Raw genomic sequence first — 24,893 nt, 5'->3', positions numbered from 1 at the left:
ATGATTTCACTTGTTCACACCACGGGAGATCACTTTGAAAACGCTACAACTGGGCAGCACCGGACCGCGCGTTGCGCAACTTGGGCTTGGCTGCATGGGCATGTCGGACCTGTACGGTCCGGCCGACCGCGAGGAAAGCCTGGCCACCATTCACGCGGCGCTCGACGCCGGCGTCACGCTGCTCGACACGGGCGACTTTTACGGCATGGGCCATAACGAGCTGCTGATCGCCGAAGCGCTGGCGGGGCGGCGCGCGCGCGACAATGCGCTCATCAGCGTCAAGTTCGGCGCATTGCGCGACCCGGCCGGCGCCTTCATCGGCTACGACGCCAGGCCCCAGGCGGTGAAGAACTTCGCCACCTATTCGCTGCGGCGGCTGGGGGTGGAGCACATCGATATCTACCGGCCGGCGCGGCTCGATCCGCAGGTGCCGATCGAAGAGACGGTCGGTGCGATTGGGGAGCTGGTCAAGGCGGGCTATGTGAAGCATATCGGCTTGTCGGAGGTGAGCGCGCAGACGCTGCGGCGCGCGCATGCGGTGCATCCGATCAGCGACTTGCAGATCGAGTATTCAATGATCACGCGCGGGATCGAAGCGGAGATTTTGCCGGTGGCGCGCGAGCTGGGCATCGGCATCACCGCCTATGGCGTGCTCTCGCGCGGGCTGATCAGCGGGCATTGGTCCAGCGCGCGCGCGGGGGAGGCGGACTTTCGGGGGCAGAACAGTCCGCGTTTTCAGGGCGCGAACCTGGAGGCGAATCTGGCGCTGGTGGAGCGGGTGCGCGCGATCGCTGCGGACCTGGGCGTGAGCGTAGCGCAGGTGGCCATCGCATGGGTGATGGCGCAGGGCGCCGATATTGTGCCGCTGGTGGGGGCGCGCAGCCGGCTGCGGCTGACCGAGGCGCTGGGCGCCTTGCAAGTGACGCTGTCAGCGGCGGACCTGGCGCGGCTGGACCAGGCGGTGCCGCAAGATGCGGTGGCCGGTACGCGCTATAACGCGTATCAGATGGGGCACCTCGACAGCGAGGTAAAATAGATAGGCGCGGTGAAGCGTAGGTTCAAGCCGGCGGCGCGATCGCTTTCTCGGTCGGCGCAAAATCCATCTTCTCTTTCTCGCCCAGCCTGAACACGCCCACGGCGGCCCCGATGGCATTGGGCGCCGGCGTGGGCAGCTGCGTGCACCCCTGCATTTCAAACTGCTTGAGCTCGTCGCCGGAGCGCACGGTAAAGACATTCTCGCCCGTGGTGAACAGCTCCACCACCACTTCTGGCGCCGCCACTTTTTGCAGCTTGATGGCGCGCTGGCAGTCGGGAAAACGCGCGGCCACAACCGAGAGCGTAATGGCCTGGTCCCAAAAATATTCCTGCTCGGCGCGCACCGTGATTGCATGGTCGCGCGCATCGCTGACGTAATAGCTGGCGGACTGCTTGATGCATCCTGCCAGCAGCAGCGGGGTCAGAACAATCAGTGTCTTGCGCATGGCGGCGTCCCGTCGGTGATATACCCACCGAGTATAAATCAGAACTCCGTGCCAATGGTCAGGGCCGACACCTTATGGCTGGGCACGCCGAGCGGCGAGCGGAATTCGGGCGAACGCTGCGTCACCTTGACCTGCGCGAACCACGGGCCGTGGCTGGCCGTGCGGGTGCCGGGAAAATCAAAGCGGGTGCCGAACACGACTTCGTAGAGGAAGGGGCGGCGCTCGAGCGAGGGATCGTTGTCGTGGAACAGGCGTCCGTCGAGGAACACGTTGTAGCCCACCGCGCGCGCTTCGACGCTGCCAAAGGTGGTGCACTGAATCCACGGCACCATGCACGAGGTCAGCGCGGACGCCTTGCGATCCGTGGCGCCGGCGATCTTGTTGCCGATACCCGGCGGGGGCGGCGACACGGGCGGCAAGTCTTTGCCGATCACCACCGCCACGCCGGCCGCTGCATAGGTCTGGATGTTGCCAGCCGTCACGCGCCAGTAGGTGGCGGTATTGAACCGAACGTGGGCCGGCAGGTCGAATGAAAGCGACTCGCGCGCCGTGCGTTTTTCTGCGCTGACCAGCACGCCAAGCGAGCCGCCCAGCTGGTGGTCCCAGCCTTGCGGCTGCGGCCGGTCCAGCAGGTGGTGAAAGGCTTTCTGGGCAGGCTCAGCGAGCGAGGCGGGGCCTGTCACGCCAATCTGGCCCGTGAAGGTGGTCAGGGTGCGCTGGTCCGGCGACAAAAATGCGTAGGCTTGTTCGTAGTACAGCAGGCCGGCCCACGGACGGTCGAGCGGCTGCGCTTCTGCCACTCTGATATTGCGCGGGGTGTACATCAATTGGCCGACGTTGGTCTGGCTGGTCAGCACCGTGGCGGGGTCGCAGCCGGTCCAGCCGCACAGTCGTGTAGTCAGTCTGCGGGCAAAGTCGCCGCGGGTGTCGGTGGCGTGCTTGACTGAAAACTGCACGCCGCTCGTATAAAAACGGTCGGTGAAAAAGCGCGAATCGTTTTCGTAGGTGAAAAAGTGGACGGTTTCTTGCGGGGGAGGCGCTTGCTGGGCAGCAGCGCCTCCGAAGATCGCCGTCAGCGCCGCCACCAGTGCGCGCGATGCATTTTTTACATGGATAGCCATCGCCGCACCGCCTTCGTTCAGGTCAAGGACGAGTTCGATTGTAGGCGTGCATAGTCGCGTGGCTTTGCCTCGCGTCAACTTTCGCGTTTGCGCTTGGGCCAGAACTTGTCGAGCAGCGGCTTGACGCTGGTGCCGTGCACGAGGATCGACAGCATGATGACGACAATGGTTACCTGGATCATGTCTTGCACCATATTCTTGGGCAAGCCGTGGTTGATGGCGTACATCAGGTAGTAAATGGAGCCGATGCCGCGCACGCCGAACCAGCCGACGATGGAGCGCACGCGCGTGGAGCTGTCCGAGCCCAACAGGCCGAGCATCACGCTCAGCGGACGCGCAACGCAAAACAGGAAGATGGCGGTGCTGACCGTTTGCCAGTTCCAGTTCTGGACCGTTACCATGCCGCCCAGCAGCAGCACCAGCGTCAGCTCCGACAGCCGCTCGATGTGTTCCTTGAAGATCAGCGATTCAGCGCTGACGGTGGGCGTCGATTCTTCGGCCGGATCGGTAGCGTCGGCGTCGGGCACCAGCAAGCCCTGGCGGTCCTTGTGGGCGCCGGCCAGCATCAGCTCGGTCTGGCGCAGGGCCACGCCGGCAAAAAACACGGCCAGAAAGCCCCAGGCCTTGAACACCACGCACACGCCGTAGACGACGGCGATCAGGCCCAGGCCCACAAAGTCGTCCAGCACTTCGTGCTTGGGGTCCTTGCCGCGCAGCATCCAACTTAGTTTGCCGAGCGCGGCGCCGCCCAGGGCGCCGATGGCGATGGCGCCGATGGTGGCCCAAATGACGTCGATCATCACCCAGCGCCAGCCGAAGTCGCCCAGCTCGTGCGCCCCCATCAGGCCCAGGCCCAGCATGACGAAGGGAAAGGCGGAGCCGTCGTTCATGCCCGCTTCGCAGGTGAGGGTGAAGCGCAGCTGGTCGCGGTCATCGGCGTGGCGGACCTGGACGTCGGTGGCCAGCACCGGGTCGGTGGGCGCGAGGATGGCGCCGAGCAATACCCCGGCGCCCAGCGGCAGGTGCAGCACGTAGTAGGCAAAGGCGGCAACCAGCCCGACGTTGATCGACATCGACAGAAAGGCCAGCCGTACCGCCGGCGCCCAGCGCTTGCGGGTGATGGGAACGGGCATCTTGACGCCGGCTGAAAACAGCGAGACCAGGACCGCGATTTCGGTCAGGGTTTCCAGCAGATGGGATTCGGCGATGGGATTGAAGTGGAAGATGCCCAGCACCATCGGGCCGAGCAGCAGGCCGACGCACAAGTAGACAATGGCGGAGGTGAATGGCGAGCGGGAGATGGTCGTGGCGGCCAAGCCGCGGGCCAGCATCAGGCAGCCGATCAGGATGAACCAGTGGATTGTCGTCATGCGACGATTTTACAGAGGAAAAGGCCGGGGGAATGTGCGTTACAGTACGGCGCGGGGGAACTGGGACGATGTGGGATCGGCATGCATCCCACATTTTGCGTGATAGAACATCGTCCCGGCGCTGCGCGGGGACGATGTGCAACGCTGGTTAAAAGGCAAAGCTCCCGGCATCAATTACTTGCACCGGCTGGCCGCACGCTGCCGTCGTCACTTCGCGATTGCCGCTGCCGGTCGACTGATTGCGTTCCCACACATCGGCCACCGCGCCCTTTTTCAGGAACTTGTACTGGATGGCCGTCGAGGGTGGCATTTGCAGGGTGCGTGACCAGGCCGCATTGGCGCCCGTCACTTCTTGCGTGAGCACATTGCCCGTCCCGCCTGTCCAGTTGCCCAAGGCACTTTGATTGCCGCTCACGTACACGCTCTGGCCCGTCACCGTGTTCGCATTGGCAACCCGGAACTTGACCGAGACCGAGGTGCACGCTGGCGTGCCGCCCACCTTCTGGTTCACGTGCAAGGCCACTGCCGGGGTGCTGGCGCCGTTGTTGCCCGGAATGCTAACCGTCACGATGCCATTGCTGGCCACCGTCAGGCTGCCGCCGGTACACCCGGTGCCGGCAGCATTGAGTTGCCCTTGGGTCACGTTGCAATAGGTGCCGGCAGGCAGCATCGTCTGCAGCGAGGCATTCCAGGCCGCACCATCATTGTTGATCGCAATAAATCCCTTGGCGCCGCGGGCGAAAGCGATCTGGTTAGCCGTGCCCTGGACGAACCAGTCGACCCCGGTTCCCGAGACGGTGGAGCGGAACTTGACCATGTTCGAAATGTTCGACCAGCGATGGACAAAGTCCCACGACTGGTTGATCAGCGGATTGCCGCTGGCGTCGAACGGGCTGGCTGCCGGCGGGCCGTCGTCGGTATTGCTGAAGCGGTAACCAGAATGCACTTGGGCGTGTCCGTACGGCCACGCCAACATGAAGATATTGGCCAAGTCGAAGCGCTTGGTGCCCTGGGCGTCATTGGTATGGCCCGCAACATAGTCGCTGGCAACGAGCGAGCTGCCATTACGCTCGGTATCCCAATTGTTGACGAAAACCGTCGCTTTATCGCTTGGAACAAAGCCCCAGGTGCCGCCCCAGTTGCCCGGCGTGCCCATGATGGTGCGGATTTGCGAGATGCTCGCGCCCGCGTTGCGGAAGGCCGATTTCAGCGCGAAGGTGTACTGGAATTCATTCAGCGTGCCATTGGCAAAGTAATCGGAACGCACGACGTTGCTGTCGGGGATCACTTCCTGCGTTACCCACAGCGACTCGCCCAGCTTGGTGGTGCGGTTGGTGCCGGCCAGAATGGCGGCGATGTGGGACGGTTGAATGTGCTTGGCGGCATCGATGCGGATGCCGTCGGCGCCCATCGCCACCAGTTTGTTGAAGTAATTCTTGATCTGGCCCTGCACATAGGCGCTCTCGGTCATCAGGTCGGGCAGGCCGGTGAGGCGGCAATTCATGACGTTGTTGCGGTTGCCCGGCGAGCCGTAGTCGCCGTCGGCGATGCCGCAGTTGGCATGGAAGTCGGACGCGCTGAAGTTGGGGTAGCTCAGTGTGGTGGCGCTGAACGTATTGCCGTTGGTGGCGGTGCCGGCCACGGCGGCCATGTGGTTGACCACGGCGTCCACATAGATGCGCACGCCTGCGGCGTGGCAGGTGTTGATCATGGTCTGGAACTCGGCTTCGGTTCCCATCTTGCTGTTGAGCGAGGTGAAGTTGACTGGCTGGTAAATATCCCACCACGGGCCAATGTTGGCGGCCGCATGCGGTGGCGACACCTGTACGGCGCCGTAACCCTGTGGGCCGAGGAAACTGGTGCATTCCTTGGCAACATCGTTCCACTTCCAGCGGAACATTTGTACCGAGGTGTCGGACGGGTTGAGTGCGGCCTGGGCCGGCGCGGCAAGGGCGCCGAAAAGAGTGCCGGCTGCGAAAATGCTGCTGACGAGCCTGACGCTGATACGCTTTTTCATGTTGCTTCCTTGTGATTGTAGGTAGTGGAATGCAAGGGATGCGAGTGCCCGGCGCCGACCCCACTTGTCTCCATCAAGGGGCAGTGCCGTTGTTACAATTGCCGGAGGGTGTTGAGCTTCAGCTCTTGTTTAGTTCCCCTCGGTAAGTAAATGTAGCACAACTACACAAAATGTACACTGCATCTTTGTATTTTTGTGAGTATTCACCCAACAACCATAAAAATCTCACAGCCGCCTTGTGACAATGTGTAGGCGACCTACACGGGTAGTGGTGGCGAGGCAAAAGGAAAAGGCCAGGAGGAAAGTTCCTGGCCTTGGGCGCTTGCTCAAGTGGAGGCGGTGCAGCAGAGTTTGCTTGTCCTGTTGCCGGGCGCGTCTAGCGCGCGGACGATGTAGCGAGATTTGTCGTCGCGCCCGATTGCGCGATCATGTCTGGCAGGTGGACGGCAATGCGTGTGGCGACACGCGACTTGCAGCGCAACGGCAGTTGCTACTTGAACTGGAAAGCGCCGATGTCGACGCCCGCGCCCCGGGGGCGCGCTTTGCCGGCAGCGTCGTTCAATGACGTCTGGTCGTCGATGCCCTTGCCGATGGCGGGTGAATTGCTGCGCAGGCGGAGGTCGAGATCGCCCTTTCTGGCGTAGCGCACGAACTGCGGCGCCTGGGTAATGGTGCCTGTGTGGGTCAGGCCGTTGCGTAATTGCCAGTCGGCAGCGCTGCTCTGGAACACCAGGTTGTTGCGGTAGCTGTTGTGCGGGCCGGTCTCGCCTTGTTCCGAGATGCCGAATTTGTTGTCATAGACGATGTTGTTGTGAACCGAGGTGTAATCGTTGGGACCCTTGGTGTGATAAAAGTCGCCGCCACCGACCAGAATGCCGGTCATGGAGGCGGCGACCGTGTTGTTGCTGACGACGACGTTGTTTGCGTCGTGCCACATCTGAATGGCGGCGCCGCCGATGTTGTGCACCACGTTGTGGTGGGCGCTGCCGGAAGTGCTGATGTAGATGCCTTCCACGAAGCGACAGCCGGGCTGGCCGATGTGATGGACGGTGTTGCCGATCACGTCGCTCTTGATGCCGCGATAGTAGCTGTCGACCCCGATGCCGGCAGCCCCGGCGCCATTGCACGAGTTCTCCAGCGCGATATGGTGCACCAGGTTGTTGCGGATAACAGCAAACGAGCCGCCGTTGTAGATGCCGTGCGACCATTTCATACCATTGCGCGCGGCGCTGCCGTCGATTTCAAAGCCGACGATGTCGACATAGCTGCCGCGGTTGTCCCAGCCGGCCTTGGTGTCGGACGACATGGGCGGCACCAGCTTGGCGCCCCATTGCACGGTGGACACGTAGTAGATGCGCTGCGCCTCCGTGCCGCTCATGGTGGTCTTGAAGCCGCCCGTGTAGACGCCAGGGGCAACGTGAACCGTGGTGCCGGGCAGGGCAACTTTGGAGGCGCGCAGGATGGTCTGGAAAGGCAGGTCGGCGGTGCCGGGATTGCCGTCGTCCCCGGTAGGGGCGACGTAATAGTTGTACGTTGTGCTGCTGACCGGCGCGGCAGCGGCGGCCGGGATGCTGTGGCCGGCTGCTGCGAGGAAGAGGGATGCGGTGAGGAGGGACTTATGATTCATCAACAGTTTTCCTCTGCTGAAGGAGAATGTGGAGGCGGATGTTGGAATCGAACCAACTTCCCCAGCTGTGCAGGCTGGTGCATTGCCATTTTGCTACTCCGCCGATGCTTGAGTTTCGCCCAAGCCGTGCCGAGCTGATCCCGAATAGATCAAACTCGCTTGAAAAAGGGCAGGAGAAATTTCTCAAAAGAACGGTGTGAGCGACTCAGGTGCCGTCGGCGCGCGGGCCAAGTTTGGCGGCCAGCGCCGCGCAGGCGTCCTCCCAGATCACGCGCTCCTGTTCCAGCCGCGCGTTCTGGGCCAACGTGTTCTGCTTGAGGCAGCGATACGCGTCGGCCTCGGCCTGCGTCAGCAAGGGAAGCGCTTGCGCCGGATGCTGGGCTTGCTCGCTGCTCCACAAATCGCGGTAGCGCAGCAGGGTCGCTTCATCCATCAGCACCGATTCAAGCCTGGGAAAGTAGCCGCGCGCGCGGTTCAGGATGGCAAAGCCGTGGGTATCGATGTCGCCCCAGTAGATGCAGCGGGCAGCCGCGATCCACGGCACCTGCCCCAGCAAGTCCACGCTGTAGCCAAGTCCCATGAACACCACGGCGCCGGGAATGTCGCCAAACGCCAGGCCCGTCTGCAAATTCTCCACGATGAATACCCTTGACGCCGGCAGCGCCAGCGCGGCCAGTTGCGCCGGCGGCGCCGTGATGTCGCCAAGGCCGCCCACGCGCGCGCGCAGCAGCGGGTCGAGCACGCGCATGCGCACCTGCGGCGGCGCTTTTTTAAGACCGCACATCTGGTAAAAATCGTCGCTCTGGGCCGCGCCCGGCCGCAGCGCGGCGAGCAGTTCGGCCAGCACGCCCTTGCGGCTCTCCAGCCACTTGCTGTCCACGCCAAGCACCGGCAACTGGCGCACATAGAGCGCGCTCGCGGGATTGGCGAGCAGCCAGGCCAGCATGTCGCCCAGGCGCAGAAAATCGGCATCGTTGTAGTCGGCCAGCACCGAGAACAGGCGCGGCAGGCGCTGGGCCAGCGCCGGCCAGCGCTGCGTGAGCAGTGCAAAACGCGTGCTGGCGCGCTGCCAGCGCTCGTACTGGCCGGCCCAGCGCGCCGCGTCGTCGGCACTGTGCAGCGTCAGCGTGGTTGGCAGGCGCTGCTCGCCCAGCACTTTCCATTGGCGCTGCACCCAGGTGAGTTCTCCCGCGCCTTGCCAGGCGGCCCACGCCCCGACCCAGGCGCGCACCGCGTCGGTCTGGCGCAGCGCCTGCGCTTCGGTCGGCAGGCCGAGCGGGATGTTCATGGGCCACGGACCGGGCGCGCCGGCCAGCCAGTCGGCGGCGCCGCCGGCAAAGCGGCGCACCAGCAGCTGACGCACTTCAGGCGGCTGCTTCAAGCGCGGCCTCGGTGCGGGTTTGCTCGGGCAAGTCAAGCCGCTGGCGCTGCTCATCGTATTCGATCAGCAGCACGCCCGACACGCGGCGGTCGCGAATGTCGACAAAACAGGCGCCGCCGATAAACGGTTCGAGCGTCATGACCGACTTGAGCGGCGTGGCTACGATCATCTGGAAGCCGAAGTTGGTGAAGATGTTCATCGCCAGCGCGGTAAATTCGTTGTCGGCCTTGTCGAACGCTTCGTCCAGCACCACCGGCGCGTACATGGGCAGGCCATGGTCGCTGCCGCCAAGCTGATAGCGCAGCGCCGCCGCCAGGCAGGTCGTCGCCAGCTTCTGGCGCTGCCCGCCCGACTTGCCGGCACCGCTCTGATAGACCTCGACTTCCACGCCGGCGGTGTCGATTTCGCGGCCGATGAATTCCACATGCAGGCGCACGTCGAGCACCGCTTCGCGCCAGCGCCGCTGCTCCGGCTCCTGGCTCGAGAGCTTGTCCACCAGGCGGCGCAAGGCGATGAAACGCGCCTCGGCAAACTGCGGGTCGTCGCTCCAGGCGTTGGACAGCGCCTTTTGAATGTCCTGCCTGAATTCGCGCACGTCGGGCAGCTGGCGGTCGCTCGGCTCGATGTGCAGGTAGGTGGTTTGCTGCGCGCTCTGGTTGAAAGGCACCTGGCGCAAGCTCTCGTTGACCAGTTCCATCCGTTCCAGGATCGCCTTGCGCGCGTCATTCAGGTAGGTCGACAAAGCGGCCAGATTCTGGTTGCTCTGGTTTTGCAGCAGCTCGAAAAAGCGCTGCTCGTGGGCCGGCAAGCCGTCCGTTTCAAGGCGCGCCAGTTTCGAGAAAAAGTCGCTGGCTGCGGCCAGCGTTGCATCGAGTCCGTCGGCGTCGCCGCGCCACTTGGCGATAAAGGCGGCAAAGGTGGCCTCGATGGCTTTCTCGCACAGGCCCGCCTCGCGGTTCAGGCTTTCGATCTCGGCGCCGAGCGCCTTGGCCACGCTGCGGTCGGCCCCATCAAGGGTGCGCAGCGTGACGGCGTCCGGCAGGGCTGCGTAGCGCGCGTCCAGGCCTTGCTGCTGCGCGCTCGTGAGCGCCATCGCGCTGGCCTCAAGTTCGGTGACGGCCAGGTGCTGGCGCTGCTCGTCGATCTTGCGCAGGCATGTCTTGTAGTCGACATTGATTTCGCCGAGCAGTTTGTTCGCCTTGTGCACCAGCTCCTCTTGCTGCTTGAGCAGCTCGTCGATGCGCTTGAGGGCGGCGTTGCCGTCGCGCGCGATCTGCAGCTGGCGCGTGATGGCGGCGATGCGATCGGCCAGCGGTGCCGCGTCAATCTCCTGGTACTGCAGGTTGACCAGCGTCTGGCATTGCAGCAGGCGCGCGCCGCGCTGCGCCAGTTGCTTGCGCAAGGCATCGAGTTCGGCTTCGGCCTTGGCGATCGTCGCGTGCAGGTCGCGGTCCTGCTGCTCGTAGATGGCCAGCTTTTCGCGGTTGTCGAAACCGAGCACCCAGTTCTGGCGCGCGTCGACGCTACTGCGGTCATCCTTTTCGTGGCGCGAGCGGCTGTGCTTGACCTGCCCTTCGCGCGTGAGCGCGCGTTCCGGCGCGGCGCGGAAAGCCTTGATACTATCCACGCAGTCGTAGTCGAAGCGCTGGCGCAGTTCCGACTGCAGCCAGGCGGCGCTGGGCCCGGGCTTGACGTTCAGCTTGAGCACCAGCGAGCCTGCGCGCACCGGCCGCACGGCCGCGTTGTCCACCGCGCCGGTTCTAAAGTACACCAGGCGCCGTCCCAGATTGACGCCGTTGATGTGGTTGACCAGAGCGCCGTAATGGTCTTCGTCGACCAGGATCGACAGCGCAAAGCCGCGCAGCACGCGCTCGGCGCTGCCGCGCCACGGCGCTTCGTCGGGCTTGACTTCGATCAGCTCGCCCACGAACGGCAGCGCCGCTTCGGCCACGCCGATGGCGCTCGCGATCTCGCGCCGCAAGTCGAGCATGGGCGCCGGAATGTTCGACGGTTGGCGCCGCAGCGAGGCGATTTCGCGCGTGATGCCCTGGCGCGTGTTGGCCGCCTCGGTGCGTACGCGGTCCAGCACCAGAATTGCCTCCTGCGAGCGGGGGTCGGACTGCCAGTTTTCGATCTCCTGGCGCGCGGTACCCAGCAGCTCGGCAAAGCCTTGCGGCGTGGCCGGCAAGCTCCAACCCAGCAGCGTGCAGGCGTCAACCGCCTGCTTGCGGCGCCGCATGCGCTCCTTGCGCTGCTCTTCGAGACTGGTCTTTTCGCTTTCCCAGTGTTCGATCTGGTCGCCGCCCGCTTCGCGCCGCTGGTGCTGCAGGTCGCGCAGCGTGGCACTGCGGTTGTCCAGCGCATCTTGCTGGCGCCGCACCTGGCCGTCCAGGCCCTGCGCTTCGATTTCCAGCGCGGCGATGTACGCGCGCAGCAGCGTGATGCGGCGCAGTTCGCGGTAGCTGTTCATGCCGCCGCGCAGGTCTTCGAGCGCACTGCGCTGCATCTGGATCGCGCGCATGTCCTCGTGCCGGGCGCGCGCGGGCGCGAGCATGTGCACCTGTTCGCGCGCCGTGACCACGGCCTGGTGGGCGGCATTGAGTTCGCCAAATTCATTGACCAGGCGCTCGGCTACGGCGAACGTTTCGGGCTTGTCGAGCATGAAGTCGCGCAAAAACGTGTTCAGGTCGCCCAGGTTCTTGGCCGACTGGGTCTTGTGCAGCAGGCGCAGCGCCATTTCGCTATCGATCCCCAGCAGGCGGCAAAAGCGCTCGCCGTAGGGCCGGAATTCGTCGCGCGCGTACGCGTCGGGAAAGGCCAGCTTGAGTTTGCGGATGTCGAAGTTATTGCTGCCAAAGTCGCCCAGTTCGCGCAGGTCGAACCCTCTTTCGAAGATCAGGTAGTAGCGCTTGACTTCGTTGTTGGCGTTGGCGTTACCGCGCAGCCAGAACAGCTGAACCAGCACCACTTCCTTGCCCAGCGCATTGCGGTAATGCAGCGCGATGGCCGACCAGGTGGTGCCGGCGCGCAGGTAGCGGGTCGCGTATTCGCCGGATGTGGCGTCGCTTTGCGCCGCCCATGCGCCGCGCACGTAGCTGACCAGGTTGCGGTCGCGTCCCGCGCGGTCGGCTTCACGCGCGGCGGCGTTAAAGTCGACCCAGCGCGGCGGCGTGAGGATGGCGGAAAAAGCGTCGAGCAAAGTCGACTTTCCGGCGCCTGAGCGGCCCACGATCAGAAAACCGCGCTCGCTGATCGGCACGTCGTGCAGGTCGGCGAAGGTGCCCCAATTGAAAACCTGCAGGCGCGTCATGCGGAACTGCTCGCGCGCGAACAGGTTGCCGCTGCTGTGGTCAATGCTCATGCGTCGCTCTCTTCGTCGGCCGGTTCGCCCGCAGACTCGCCCGCGGGCGTGAGCGCGCCGTCGGCCATCTTCTGATACAGCGTGCTCAAGCTCTGGATTTCTTCGGCTGAAAACAGCAGCCGCAGCGTGGGAGAAATCTCGAAGCGCTCGTCGCTGCCGCGGATCTTGTTGAGGATATTGTGCTTCTTGACCTTCTCGACCGAGGCGCTAACGCGCTTGGTGAAGCCGGCGCGGTCGGTGCTGGCGGCGCGTTCGTACAGCGTGAGGTTTTCGAGAATCTCGTCAAGGTCGACCACGGCCCGCTCGCCATGCGCGTCGGCCTGGGTCAGGCGCTGGCGCAGATACAGCACCAGCACCGAATCGAGAAAGGTGAGCTGAGCGCGGCGCAGCAGCTGGGGCACTTCGAGTTCGGCCGTGTCGGCCTGGCGCGTAAAGGCGACCTGCATGTCGCGGTCGATCACCAGTTCCAGGAACAGTTCGGCCAGGCGCTGGCAAACCAGGGCTTCGTCGCGCAGCAGCACCGGCCACAGCTTGCCGTGGCGGCGCGCTTCGAGCGATGGGCCGGCCAGCAATTGCACCAGCACGCGGCGCGTGTCGAGCGCCAGCTGGCCGGTGTCGCCCAAGAAAAGCGCAGTGGTCCGAAGGGCGGCGTCGACAATGGCGTCAAGCGCCGGTTCAGGCAAGTTCATCTGCGCGCTCCTGGAGAAAGTAAATGACGGGGATGCGGGCGCGGCGCTGCAGTTCGTCGGCGCCGGTCCAGCTGACGGTTTCGCTGGCGCTGCCGGTCATGCCGTGGCGGCTGCCCAGCGCCAGCAGGCCGACCACGCTGCCCAGGCCTTGCTCGGCCGGGTAGTGCTGCAAAATGTCGGCGATCGACGCCTGCGATTGCTGCGCCAGCACCGCGCGCACGTGCGCCTTGAGCGAGCGGAAATCGATCTCCGACTGCGCCACTAGTTCGCCGATGCTGGCCAGGTCGATCGGGGCGGCATCGCCATCGACCATGTTGCCGGGCAGCGCCTGCAGGGCCGGGTCGTGCAGCACCCATTGCGACAGGGAGCTGAGCTTACTGCTAGCCAGTTCGAGCGAATACTGCAGTGTGTCGGTGGCCTTGACCTGGTCCTTGAGCGCCAGGGCCGCGCGCTGGGCGCCGCGCAGCAGCTGGTTCAGGCGGCGCTGCTCGAGAAATTCGCGGCTTTCGACAAAGTGCTTCAGGCTGCGTGCAAACGACTGCAGCACGTCGTGCACCATGCCGCCCTGTTCGAGCAGGGTGCGCGTGAGGCGCAGCAAAAAGCGCCGTTCCTGCACGTCGAGGCTGGCGACAAAGGCGCGCGACATGAGCGCGTCGAGCGCACCTTCGAGCGTGGCCGACTGCTCGGGATCGGTGAGCAGGCGCCAGAAGGCCGAGAAGGTGCGCCCGGCGTCGCTCTCCGTGATCAGGTCGATGCCGGCAAACAGGGAATCGAGCACCTGGCCGCGGTTGCCGTCGTTTTCCATGATGCGCTCGCGCAGTTCGCGATTGAGCTGCTCGAACTGGTCGCGCACGCGCCGAAAGTCGCCGGCCAGGTCGTCGGCCAGGGTGATGATTTCGCGCGTGCGCTCCAGCGCGGCCGCTTCGGGCAGCACGCGCAGCACGCCGTGTTCGATGGCGGCGATGTCGCGCTCGATGCGCTCCTGCTCGGCGCGCAGGCGCGCGATGCGGCGCACCTTGTCGGTGTCGGTGTCGTCGGACAATTTGGCCAGCGCGTCGATGACCAGGCCCAGGCGGCTTTCGGTGGCGCTGGCGTGGGGCTTGACCAGGCCGGACAGAAAACGGATCGCCTCGATCGAGGAGGACGCCAGTTCGTATTCTTCTTCGGACGAGCCGGCCGGGAAGCGGCGTTCGAGAAAGCCTTCGGCAAGCCAGCCGGCGACGTAGCTTTGCGCCGTTTGCGGCCAGTCTTCGCCAAAGCTGCGCAGGCGTTCCAGTTCGCGCCCGATGCGCTCGTGCAGGATGGAAGCGGGCAGGCTGCGTTCGGCGTCGTACAGGTGGGTTTGCAGCAGGCCCATTACCGTGGGGCCGTTGGCGGCGGCCAGCAGGCGCCACATGGGCAGCGTGCGCATGCGGCGGTAGGTGGCGAGAGTCTTGTCTGCTTTCATGGAGCGGGGTGGGTAATGGCAGTGGCAATGGGCGTTGTGCAATGGCCGTGCCGCTGCGAAGGCGGCGGGGGCGCGCGGGCCGAGTATAGCACCGGCCACCCGATCGGTTTCGCGCCGGCGCCGCCTGCTGCCGGGCAATGCCCGCGCTCAGGACGCCAGTTACGCTATCCGAGTGCGGTTTGCATGCGACCATTTACGTGCAAGACGGGGCGTGCCGCCCTGACCTGTCTGCCGCGACTGGCCTGCTGGCGCTATAATTTCAATCTTTACTGCCTGCCTTTTCCCGCCATGCCAACCAAGCCCAGCCAAGCAGTCCGCCTTGCGCCGACCCAGACGTCGACCATCACATCAAAGGTGCGGGCGCAATTTAACGCGCTCGTCAGCAAGCTCGAAGCCGAGCGCAAGCGTTTGGCCGCGTGGCACGACGCGATGCCCAAGATGCGCGCCCGCGCCGACGCCGAATTGATGCCGCTGGGCGATCGTTTTGGCGAGTGCCAGCGCGAACTGATCATGTTGTTCGATACCGCCTACCAGACCAAGAAGCTGACCAAGAAGGAGCGCGAAAAACTGGCCGACCTGATTTGCGCGATGTCGCTCGAGATGCTGGAGGATGACGACGACAAGGAACTTGTAGAAATTTATGAACGCTACAGCGGCGCGGCCGAACTGGCGGACGATCCGGATTTCCAGGCCTTGAACGACATTATTGAGCAAATGATGAACGAAGCCGGCGCAAAGGCGGGTGACCCGTTCGGTCCGCCTGATGACGGCGACGACGAACCTGAAGCGCCACCCGGCGCGGCCGAAAAAGGCGGCGCCAAGGGTGCGGCCCGCAAGACCAGCGCGGCCGCAGGGCGCCAGGCGGAAGAGGAAAAGCGCCTGGCGCAGTCAGTCAGGGACATTTTCCGCAAGTTGGCCAGCGCCTTGCATCCGGACCGCGAAACCGATCCTGCCGAGCGAGACCGCAAGACGGGGTTGATGCAGCGCGAAAACGTGGCGTATGCAAGCAACGATTTGCTGGGGCTGCTGGAACTGCAGTTCGAGGTTGACCAGATTGATGCGACCAAGCTCGACACGCTGGGCGAAGCGCGCATCAAGCAATACAACAAGATGCTTGCCAAGCAAGTTGATGAGGTGCGCCTTGAAATTGGCGAGTTTGAGCACTGGCTGCAGTACGTCATGCATGTCTCCGCGCGCGGCAAGATCACGCCCGCGCTCATGGAGCGTTCGCTGACCGAAGAGATCAAGACATTCAAGATGAAAGTCGAAGGGATCGAGCAGGATCTGCAGGACTTCAAGGACGTCAAGGTACTCAAGGCATTCCTGAAGACCTATCATATTCCGTATCCTTTTGATCCCATGGATGGCTATTACGACTAAGCGATTGCGATGAGTGGCAGTAGCGCCCGGCGCGCAGGTTCGCGCAGTTGACGGCGCAATGGACAACGGCCCCAGATGGTGCCGTTTTCCATTGCGCGTGCGGCAGTTTAGTTCATCATGTCCGCTTTGACGAAATACTTGCGCGCGTATTCCAGCAGCTGGCCATCGTTCGGATGGTCAACGGTTTCAACGCTGACGACTTTGTCGGCGATCTCGGCGTGGTTCTTGTTCAGGTGCTTGATGAACGCAAGCTTTTCCTGGCCAGGCCCGACGATCAGGATTTCTTTGGACGCCAACAGTGCGGCAGCCACTTCATCCATGTAATCGGTGCTTTCGACGGCGCGGTTATTGCCCTGAACGCCATCCTTCTTGTGCTGCGACGTGGTCTTGACGACTTCGGTCTCGGCTGCGTCGCGGCTGAAATGGATGACATGAGCTTCGGTTTGGTCGAGCCAGACGATTGCGTGATTAAACGACATGGTGATTTCCTTAAATAGGGAGTTGCGCAGACCGATGGCCTGGGATGGGCAATGAAGCAAATGCGGCAAGCCGCCCGCGCCTTGGTCAGCGAATACGCCGAGTATGCGCCGTATGGACGCGTGCATCTGTACGGAAGCGAACAGATGCGCTTTGTTATATCAATCCTGGCCACAACGGTGTGCCAGCGGGCCGGGGTGTATGATCTGCTGATCAGAGGCAACAAATAACCCGACGATGGTCCATATCGATCCTGAATTACTGCGTACTGCCGGCCCTTCGCCTTATCGGAACGCGTACGAGAAAGGTTATGGCTGGCTCAAGTTTGATGGCGCGCTTGAGGGCGAGTTCCAGGTGTCTTATACCGAGGGGCACCTGGTTCGCGTGCGCCTGGCGGCTTACCTGATCATCGTGCTGTTTGCCGCATTTGTCGCCATCGATATATTTACGCTGCCGGCCACAGTTTGGTACTGGACCGTACCGATTCGCCTGGGCGGCATCATTCCTGCGTTTGTCGTGTTGCTGTACGTGAGTTACCGCCCGTCGCTGCATGCTTATTTGGGGCGCGTGGTGTACGGCGCGGCCATTGTCGCCGGCCTGGGCACCACGGCGGTGATTGGCGCGGCGTACCGGCTGGGCACGCAGATTCCGTATGAAGGTATTTTGCTGGTAGCGCTGTTTGTTTACCTGATCGCATGCTTGCAATGGTGGCGTGCCCTGGCTGCAAACGTGGTGACGCTGGTGGCGTTTGTTGCCATGGAGATGCTGTACCAGCGTGATGTGCAGGCGCGGCTTTATCAGATTATTTTTATGTGCGCGGCCAATGCGGTAGGTGCGTATGGGGGCTACTTCCTCGAGCACAGCGCGCGCACCATGTTCTTGATTAACAAGCTGCTCAATGAACTTGCCGAGCTCGACGGGTTGACAGGCTTGGCGAACCGGCGCACGCTCAATATCCACCTGGACCGCATCTGGCGCCAGGCACTGCGCGACCGGCAGGCCGTGGCAATTGCGATGATCGACATCGATCACTTTAAAAAATACAACGACCGCTATGGCCATGCGCAGGGCGACGCGGCGCTGCGGGCGGTGGCTGAGGTGATTGGGCGCCATGCAAGAAGGCCGCTGGACATTACCGCCAGGTATGGCGGGGAAGAGTTCGCGGTGGTGTGGTTTCATCCGGCGGCATCTGAGTTGCCAGGTATGGCGGAGGAGATGACCAATGCTGTTGCCGCGCTGGGGATGGTGCATGCGGATAGTGAGTTTGGGAAAGTGACGATCAGTGTTGGGGTGGCGGTGATGACGCCGGGGGCGGGGCAGTCGAATGCGGATCTGTTGCGCGCGGCCGATAGTGCGCTGTACGAGGCCAAGCATTGGGGGCGCAACCGCATGGTTGTGAGCACAATCGCACAAAACAGGTAGTGTGGAAGCTTTAACCGCTGCATCCTTGTATCATTTTGGCACTTGGCGCAAAAAAGCAAGTTTTTAGCGCATTCCGACAAGACAAGCGTCAGAACGGTTTGGCGAGCGCGCTGCGCGAGCCGGGGCGCATTGAGCGCAGTCTGTTCATCCTGGACTAGTTGCAGAGCGTCGAGATGCGCCGGCGCGTGCACGCCGGTTTGAACAAGGGCGAGGCGCGCAACGCGCTGGCCAGGGCGGTGTTCTTCAACCGCCTGGGTAAAATCCGGGATCGCAGTTTCGAGCAACAGCGCTACCGCGCCAGCGGCCTCAATCTGGTGACGGCGGCCATCGTTCTGTGGAACACGGTGTACCTGGAACGTGCTACGAACGCCTTGCGCAGCCACGACCCGCGGTGGACGACGACTTGTTGCGCTACCTGTCGCTGCTGGGCTGGGAACACATCAACCTGACCGGCGACTATTTGTGGCGCGACAGCGCCAAGATCGGCGTCGGGAAATTCAGGCCGTTGCGTCCGCTGCCTAAGTCTTAACGTACTTTAAATTCCTTTTTCTGAGACGACCCCACATCGCCGATGAACTTGTTCCCCCGACCGTGATTTTCGTTCTGAGTCGCCAATGCCTTGTTTTAGACGAAACGGCACGCGCCTGTTCGCCGTTGGGCATCAATTCGTACTTGAAGGCTTGGAGTTTGAGCATACTGGGATCATATACAGCAATATATCATCCGCAAACTCATTTAGTACCACAAGGGACGGCTACGCCGTCCGCGCTCTTGACCCCGCCACGAAAGGACGGGGCTTGCCGCGCAACCTGTTATTCGCCGACTCGGTCCCGGCTTGCTCTACTTCTGCTGATGCTGGAATAGGTAAGCAGGGTCCGGTTGCAGAAACGGGGTTTTTGTTTCGGCCGCGCCCACGACGACTGCTTCAATATGCGGCAATGATGGTCCACCAAACTTCTGCAAACTCACGTTAGCGGCGACGGCCTTGTTCAGCGCATCCTGGGCTGCTTTCTGGATCTCGGGTGTGACCTGTACGTCAGGTATATTCACCACCACAACATATTTTGCCGGCTCAACAAAGGTCATCTTGTGGATGACGTCGCCAAACTTGTCCTTCATGGCTGAGCCGGAACCACTGGACTCGGGCCGTCCGTCCAGCCATTTCTGGCGGTACCAGCTGTTGCTGAACTTGTTGATCTTGGCCTTAATTGCTGCGGCAACGTCCGGATGGGGGCCGTGCTGGGTCTGCTGCTGGAAGAGCTCCGATCCTTTCCATGTTTCGCGTTGCACGTGAACGAACTTGCCGTCTCTTAGTTCTACCTGAACGCTCGCGCTCTCACGATGTCCGCCCGAAAAATAGTCTACGTTTTCGGTCCGGGGGACGGTGATACGCGCCCCTGGTGCAACGCGGTCGCGGGCCGCTGGCTCGGCCTGCTCTCCGTACGAGCGACCCAGCGGCATCTCGCCACGGCCATGCATGACGTCCGGGTGCTCTCCCTTCTCGCGCGTGAAATCCGGTGGCTCAGCTTTGTGTGGGCCTAAAGGCACGTCTTCTTTGGTGGGATCGACCGTGCGCTCGGGCGCCGCCTCGGCTCCGGCGCGCATCCCGCCCACTACGCCCGCAACCTGCGCCGCGAACTCCGCCAACTCGGCGAGCTGCATGGCGGTCTCCATGCTCGCTCCGGCCGCGCGGGCGGCGCCATATACGCCGGCCTGCACGCTGCCTGCGCCTGCCGGATCGAGGGCTTTGCCTACCCGCTGCGCGTCCCCCTTCATGACGTCGTAGGCATTAGGATGCTCCTGAGCGCGCCACTTTTCAAACGCCTCTTGCCGTGCCTGACGAGCCGCCTCCCGCTCGCCTTCACGCGGCATGCGGACGGAAGGTCCCTCATACTTTTCACCATCACCGCTCTTGGCCTTTTCCAGTTTCTCGGCCTCATCAATTTTCTTCGGGATGCCATCTCGCAGCAGCAACTTTGACAGCTCAAATATCTTTTCAGTAACCGATAACTTGGCCGAATCGACGATGTGCGAAATCTCGACCCGGTGCTCCTTGATCCACCCGGCAAAAATCTTCTCGCCCGCGTGGGTTTCCTTCCAGTCCGCGCGGTCCGTCTTCGCAGGATGCTGATCCGCACCGGTATCGCCAGGCTTTGCCCTCTCTGGCGAAGGATGGGCCTGGTTCTTGACCGGCGCGTCTTTGTCGCCCACCGCTTGCACCGGTGGACGGTCATGCGCTTCCGCTGCCTTCGACTCGTCGGGGGCGGCCGCCTGGTCCTTCCCGGGCGCCTCCTTAGCGCCGGCGTGATCGGCCCTTGCAGGCTGATGGTACTGCCCGACGCTGTCGGCCGGCTGCTGCTTCTCGCCGCGAACTTTTTCGCTAGCAAAGCCCGTTTCCCCACTGCCAGAAAATGCCGCAAACGCTACGTCATCACGCCCAACTGATTTTTGTGTATCCTCCCGCAGGCGCTTGCCCGAAAAGAGAATGTCAGGTAAATTTGGGTTGCCGGTCGCCTCTGGTCGGTAACCCATCACTGGAGCGTCGTTGGGCTTGAGCTTGTCGTTCATTTGTACCACCTTTGCAAGAGACAATTTTCCTTACAACCGCTGCATCGAGTGTACTACCGGAGAAATGCATGCCGCAATCAAGACTCGACACGCTGTCCTCTTGGCGTTGCACTTTTTGTGGCCAGGACAATCCTGCTGACAAGCAGCAGTGCGGCACTTGCGATTCGGAACGAATCGGAGGCGATAGTCAGCGCGGGCGGAACTCCGCGCCAGTACCTATACCGGCGCCAGAGCTGACACCTGAGCCCAAATCGAAACCGAGACGAAAACCCAAGCCAAGACCTGATTCACAGTCAGCGCCACAACCAAAGGCACAGCCACGACCAAGACCGGCACCCAAGCCACCGCCGACGCCAGCTCCGTCGCCCAACATTACGCAATATTTTACCGGGATCGTCAGTCATGCCGGCATCGCGCCTGGGGGGGCTGTAGGAACTGGAACTGGTGCAGTGCGCCAGGTATTTGGCGGCAACGAGGGTGGTGGATTCGATTACGTCGACTTCCGTGTGCAGGCCTGGGAAGCTGGGCAACCAGGGCCAAAAGCTGTCCCCGTGCGGTGGTCGACCCGGGGACCAAGCGTTTTCGTCCATGACGGTGACACGGTCACGCTTGTCGGGCCTTCAGCGAACACTCCCTACGCACTCGTCAATCACAGCGCCCAATTGGTATGCACTGCAGGCAAGCGCAACGCAGCCCTCAAGGTTATCGAATTGGTCTTCATGCTTATACTGTCCACCTTCTTCGGTCTTATGTGCGCGGCGTATGTCAGAAGCGTTACGGGCATGCTGATACCGTACCTAATAGTTCTCTATCCGGTGTTGCGCAAAATGCGGCGCATCGCACAAGACTGTCACCACAACTCCCAGTGCGGTGTCTATACAGCCGTAGCGAACAAGCTCATCAGCTGGAAGCCAGCCAACCATACGGCTCCAGCGGGTCTGGTCGAGGGGGTGATGGTCATCAACGTGCGCGAGGGCGAAAAGACAGTGGGATGGGAAGTTTTTCGTATCGCCGTGGACGGACGGGACGACGATAAATTGGTATGCGCAGTCCGTTCTGAACATTCCAAGAGTGCACTGCGGGCAGGAGACAGCGTCAGATTGCCCGGGACCGTTACCCGAGGCAGGATCAATACGATCCGCACATTCGAACTCGACTGAGCCGTATACCCGCCGACAACTTGAGAAAGGCGAACCACATGAGCGTGAAGATGTCTGGCAATCTATCTCTCGACGCCCTGCAGCGCATCAGCTACGAACCGGACTTCACGCAAGCCCAGCAAGAGGCACCGGTCGCAGCCAGCGCCATGTTCACGTTAGCCGAGTTCGGCGTCGAGATGACTGATGCGCGCCACACAGAGCCGCGGCGGCTGCAAACCACAGTGTTTGGCGCTGCCGCTGCCGGTGCCGGTGCCGCACCCCAAGAGTTGCCGCGTCTGGCCAGCCTGCTAGTGGGCGCGCATGGGGTCGGCACAGGTATATCGTTCGGGGTCACGTCGGCCGGTGGACGGATCAGCGTGCACAGCGGACACTTTCAACGCAACGCCAAGAGCACGACCGCAATCGGGCGCGCGCTGATGCTGCGCCTGCTGCGCAGCCATGTGGCACCGGTGCGAGCGCACGCAGCCGCGGCAGCCACTTGGACCGGCTTCGAGAGGGGTGGCCTCGCGTTGGGTATTCCACTGCCACAATCAGAAGTGGGCACCGCAGGGCGTCCCGTTGACCGCCTGATCCGCGCCCTGATCGGGAGCACCTGGGGCTACCAGGTTTTGGCTGAGCCGATCGCTTCGGCCGGAATCACCAAACTGCGCGACTTGGTATTGGCCGAGATTCGCCGGGCCGACGCCGCCAGGGCTGCCGCAGGAGTCACCGATCCGCAGGCGCAGCGCTATGTCGACTTGCTGCAGGCGTCACTGCACGATCTGTCTCTAGGCGCTGCGCTTGGTTTATGGCGCACGGCCACTTATCTGCTGGCGTCGGAGTCGAATTTCCAAGAGCTCGCGGCGCTATGGCGCGGCTTGTACTCCGAAGGCGGCATCAGCCGTGAGCCGATACGCATTGCCGAAGACACAGTGGTGCTGGACTGGGCGCGACGGCAAGCGATGCCGCTCGGCCCCTCCGTGGAAATGTTCAATCCGTTTCCATTCCAAAGTCTGCTGACATCACATCAGTTGGCCCACCTGGTCGACCTTCCTTCGCAGGAGGCACCTGGCATCATCATACGGAAGTATGCCCGCTTCGACACAGCGCCGACCATCGGTGCAGTTGCTGATCGCAGCGCCCTTGTTGGCCATATCGACTACGCCGGCGTCCAGACCGAGCCCTACCGGATCGACCTCAACTCCCTAACGCGGCACGTATTCGTGGCCGGTGTGACGGGCGCTGGGAAGACGAATACGATGGTGCACATACTTCGCCAGTTGCACGAACACGGCATTCCGTTCCTGGTGCTGGAGCCAGCCAAAAGCGAATACCGCGCCTTACAGGCCGATGGTGTGCTCAAGGATGCGCTGTCAATCTACACAGTAGGGGATGAGCGCACCGCGCCGATCAGGATCAACCCGTTCGAAGTGGTTGGCTGGCCGGCCACATCGGTCAGCGTGCACATCGATCTGCTGCGCTCCTGCTTTGCCGCGAGCTTCGGACTCTGGTCGCCGCTGCCACAAATCCTGGAACAATGCCTGCACGAGGTCTACCGCGATGAAGGCTGGGACCCGGTGACCAATACCAATCATCGACTGGGACCGGGCGACGACCCATTCCAAGCTTTTCCCACGCTGACCGCGCTGGCAGAGAAGGTCGACACCTATATTCATACCCTCGGTTACGATGACCGGGTCCGCGCCGACTTGCGAGCGGCACTGTTGACGCGCGTGAACGGTCTGCGCGTTGGCGGCAAGGGGGCGATGTTCGACACGCGCGCCTCGATGTCCATGGCGGCCCTGCTGGCTAGTCCGTGCGTGCTGGAATTGCAGAACCTGGGCGACGACGACGACAAAGCTTTTCTCATGGCACTATTGTTCATACGGCTGGTCGAGCATCGCCGCAGCACTGTCTCCGGACGCGAACTGAGTCACCTGCTGGTCATCGAGGAAGCTCACCGCCTCCTGACCAATACGGGCGGGAAGTCCGGCAATCCGGAACAGGCCGACCCGCGGGGCAAGGCCATTGAAACCTTCGGCAACCTGATATCGGAAATCCGCGCCTACGGCCAAGGCATCGCCATTGTTGACCAAGTGCCCACCAAGTTGGCTCCGGACGTCATCAAGAACACCAATCTGAAAATCGCGCACCGGATCGTCGCCATCGATGACCGCGAAGTTCTGGCCGGTGCGATGGCGATGAACCCGCAGCAGACAGCTGCGCTGGCGACCTTCGGAGTCGGCGTCGTAGCCGTTTTCCAGGACGGCGAGGACGCGCCATTGCTGCTAAGCGTTCCCGCCGTGAAGGACAACCTGGGAACGTCGCCCACAGATGCAGACGTTCGGGTGCTAATGCGCGCTCGCCAGGGTAGTCCCGACCTTGCGGTGCCGGCAGGGCCCCATCCTTGGTGTACCAGTACCTGCGGTGGCGCCGGTGCATGCCAGGTGCCGGACACTTCAGACCCTTTGCTGCTGCAGGCGTATTCGAAGGTAGTGGTCTCGGCGCTGGGCGACCCTATGTCGCTGCGCGACCGGCTGGCGGCATTTGCGCGGACAGCCAGCATGCGGCTCGGCTCAGCGCTGACGCAGCGCCAGCTGGTGTGCCTGTGCTCGACCCTGGGCGGCCGGCTGGCGAGGCGCTGGGGTGCGCCCCTGATGGCCGAGCACGGCAAAGCGCAGAGGTTCGCGGAGGCGCTTGCGAACGCCTGTTCCGAAAGCCTAAATACGGGCGTCAGGGCGAGCACGGCGAAAGAATTTAGAGATGCTGCGCGCACGCTGTTGGGCGATGCCTACCCGGACTTTTGCAGCGCATGCCAGCTTGTCCGCGAAAGGTTTGGTGACACCCAGCCCTGTTTCAGCCGCGCCGCAGTGCTGAGCGCGGTGAACGATGGAAAGATCTTGTCCAGGCTGTCGGAGGCGCTCAACGGGGACTTCGCCGATGCCGATCCCACGCTTGGCCGCACGTCTCAAGTCGTCAACGACGCCGCCTACGAGCTAATCGATTTTCCAGATGAAACCTCAGCCGCGCCTTTGGGAGAAGGCAGCCGCGCGCGGCGCTGCCTTTTTTGCGTGGCATTTCACGGCATGGTCGCGGCCCGGCCTTGGGACCACGGGAGGGTTGGTGCGGAGCTGGCGAAACTGGCGCGCAGGTTCGAGCCTACGCCCGAATGAAGTGGCCGGAATTTTCGGAAACCCGTGGCGGAACAGTTCCGTCTGCGTGTTTATCCATGAATGCTAGCCGCCGCTGTCCGGGGATAGCGATGTGAAGCGGAATTCTCTCTCCAAACTGGTTCCGGCTCCCGAGGACGGCTGCGCCGTCCTCGCTCTTGTCTAGCCTGAATTTTGCATAAAAAAGGGCAAGAATGCCGTAAGTGATTGATAAAATGGGAGTTATCAAGAAACACAACCTAT

Annotated in this window: 16 protein-coding genes, 1 tRNA gene and 1 pseudogene; 6 read left to right on the top strand and 12 right to left on the bottom strand. The window is 62.7% G+C overall.

The window, feature by feature from the left end; genetic code table 11:
- Positions 1 to 34: 34 nt before the first annotated feature.
- A complete protein-coding gene (locus ACP7BV_RS09745) occupies positions 35 to 1,036 on the top strand; it encodes an aldo/keto reductase (protein WP_426103618.1) in 1,002 nt (333 codons plus the stop codon).
- A gap of 22 nt (positions 1,037 to 1,058) precedes the next feature.
- On the opposite strand, the gene ACP7BV_RS09740 is transcribed toward ACP7BV_RS09745, so the two are convergent.
- The 10 genes from ACP7BV_RS09740 to ACP7BV_RS09695 all read right to left on the bottom strand — a co-directional run bounded on the left by ACP7BV_RS09740 (position 1,059) and on the right by ACP7BV_RS09695 (position 14,494).
- The gene (locus tag ACP7BV_RS09740) at positions 1,059 to 1,481 is read right to left on the bottom strand and encodes a hypothetical protein (RefSeq protein ID WP_426103617.1); all 423 of its coding nucleotides are present in this window, start codon (positions 1,479 to 1,481) and stop codon (positions 1,059 to 1,061) included.
- A 38-nt stretch (positions 1,482 to 1,519) separates the two neighbouring features.
- A complete protein-coding gene (locus tag ACP7BV_RS09735) occupies positions 1,520 to 2,602 on the bottom strand; it encodes a lipid A deacylase LpxR family protein (protein ID WP_426103616.1) in 1,083 nt (360 codons plus the stop codon).
- 74 nt (positions 2,603 to 2,676) lie between these two features.
- Positions 2,677 to 3,972, bottom strand: coding sequence for a cation:proton antiporter (locus tag ACP7BV_RS09730; RefSeq protein WP_426103615.1), 1,296 nt, complete (start codon positions 3,970 to 3,972; stop codon positions 2,677 to 2,679).
- Between the two features lie 148 nt (positions 3,973 to 4,120).
- Positions 4,121 to 5,989, bottom strand: coding sequence for a carbohydrate-binding module family 20 domain-containing protein (locus tag ACP7BV_RS09725; protein ID WP_426103614.1), 1,869 nt, complete (start codon positions 5,987 to 5,989; stop codon positions 4,121 to 4,123).
- 490 nt (positions 5,990 to 6,479) lie between these two features.
- Positions 6,480 to 7,616 (bottom strand): choice-of-anchor Q domain-containing protein, encoded by a 1,137-nt coding sequence (locus tag ACP7BV_RS09720; protein ID WP_426103613.1) that lies wholly within the window; start codon positions 7,614 to 7,616, stop codon positions 6,480 to 6,482.
- A 29-nt stretch (positions 7,617 to 7,645) separates the two neighbouring features.
- Positions 7,646 to 7,719 (bottom strand) — tRNA-Cys (locus tag ACP7BV_RS09715).
- Positions 7,720 to 7,821: 102 nt separating this feature from the next.
- Complete coding sequence (locus ACP7BV_RS09710) at positions 7,822 to 8,997, bottom strand: Wadjet anti-phage system protein JetD domain-containing protein (RefSeq protein ID WP_426103612.1); 1,176 nt, start codon at positions 8,995 to 8,997, stop codon at positions 7,822 to 7,824.
- Positions 8,981 to 12,358 (bottom strand): ATP-binding protein, encoded by a 3,378-nt coding sequence (locus ACP7BV_RS09705; RefSeq protein WP_426103611.1) that lies wholly within the window; start codon positions 12,356 to 12,358, stop codon positions 8,981 to 8,983. Before ACP7BV_RS09705 ends, ACP7BV_RS09710 begins: the two co-directional genes overlap by 17 nt.
- Positions 12,355 to 13,047, bottom strand: coding sequence for a DUF4194 domain-containing protein (locus tag ACP7BV_RS09700; RefSeq protein ID WP_426103610.1), 693 nt, complete (start codon positions 13,045 to 13,047; stop codon positions 12,355 to 12,357). The genes ACP7BV_RS09705 and ACP7BV_RS09700 overlap by 4 nt, the downstream gene beginning before the upstream one ends.
- The gene (locus ACP7BV_RS09695; protein ID WP_426103609.1) at positions 13,034 to 14,494 is read right to left on the bottom strand and encodes a DUF3375 domain-containing protein; all 1,461 of its coding nucleotides are present in this window, start codon (positions 14,492 to 14,494) and stop codon (positions 13,034 to 13,036) included. Before ACP7BV_RS09695 ends, ACP7BV_RS09700 begins: the two co-directional genes overlap by 14 nt.
- A gap of 288 nt (positions 14,495 to 14,782) precedes the next feature.
- On the opposite strand from ACP7BV_RS09695, the gene ACP7BV_RS09690 reads away from it, so the two are divergent.
- Positions 14,783 to 15,874 (top strand): hypothetical protein, encoded by a 1,092-nt coding sequence (locus ACP7BV_RS09690; RefSeq protein WP_426103608.1) that lies wholly within the window; start codon positions 14,783 to 14,785, stop codon positions 15,872 to 15,874.
- Between the two features lie 107 nt (positions 15,875 to 15,981).
- Here the strand turns inward: ACP7BV_RS09690 and ACP7BV_RS09685 are convergent, their stop codons facing one another.
- The gene (locus tag ACP7BV_RS09685) at positions 15,982 to 16,353 is read right to left on the bottom strand and encodes a translational machinery protein (protein ID WP_426103607.1); all 372 of its coding nucleotides are present in this window, start codon (positions 16,351 to 16,353) and stop codon (positions 15,982 to 15,984) included.
- Positions 16,354 to 16,588: 235 nt separating this feature from the next.
- Here ACP7BV_RS09685 and ACP7BV_RS09680 point away from each other — a divergent pair, with 235 nt between their 5' ends.
- Together ACP7BV_RS09680 and ACP7BV_RS09675 are read left to right on the top strand one after the other, a co-directional pair.
- Entirely contained in the window at positions 16,589 to 17,773 is a 1,185-nt protein-coding gene (locus tag ACP7BV_RS09680) for a diguanylate cyclase (protein ID WP_426103606.1), read from the top strand.
- 86 nt (positions 17,774 to 17,859) lie between these two features.
- Positions 17,860 to 18,302: pseudogene (locus tag ACP7BV_RS09675) on the top strand (Tn3 family transposase); the annotation flags it as partial.
- A gap of 311 nt (positions 18,303 to 18,613) precedes the next feature.
- On the opposite strand, the gene ACP7BV_RS09670 reads toward ACP7BV_RS09675, so the two are convergent.
- The gene (locus tag ACP7BV_RS09670; protein ID WP_426103605.1) at positions 18,614 to 20,341 is read right to left on the bottom strand and encodes a hypothetical protein; all 1,728 of its coding nucleotides are present in this window, start codon (positions 20,339 to 20,341) and stop codon (positions 18,614 to 18,616) included.
- Between the two features lie 449 nt (positions 20,342 to 20,790).
- Here ACP7BV_RS09670 and ACP7BV_RS09665 point away from each other — a divergent pair, with 449 nt between their 5' ends.
- Together ACP7BV_RS09665 and ACP7BV_RS09660 are read left to right on the top strand one after the other, a co-directional pair.
- A complete protein-coding gene (locus ACP7BV_RS09665) occupies positions 20,791 to 21,501 on the top strand; it encodes a hypothetical protein (protein ID WP_426103604.1) in 711 nt (236 codons plus the stop codon).
- Between the two features lie 38 nt (positions 21,502 to 21,539).
- On the top strand, positions 21,540 to 24,653 hold the full coding sequence (locus ACP7BV_RS09660; RefSeq protein ID WP_426103603.1) for an ATP-binding protein: 3,114 nt from the start codon (positions 21,540 to 21,542) through the stop codon (positions 24,651 to 24,653).
- Positions 24,654 to 24,893: the final 240 nt, after the last annotated feature.

The sequence above is a fragment of the Massilia sp. TSP1-1-2 genome, from assembly GCF_049896185.1.
GTDB lineage: Bacteria > Pseudomonadota > Gammaproteobacteria > Burkholderiales > Burkholderiaceae_D > Telluria_A.
Note: the sequence above shows the minus strand (reverse complement) of the source record. Positions and strands in the feature narration are given on the sequence as shown.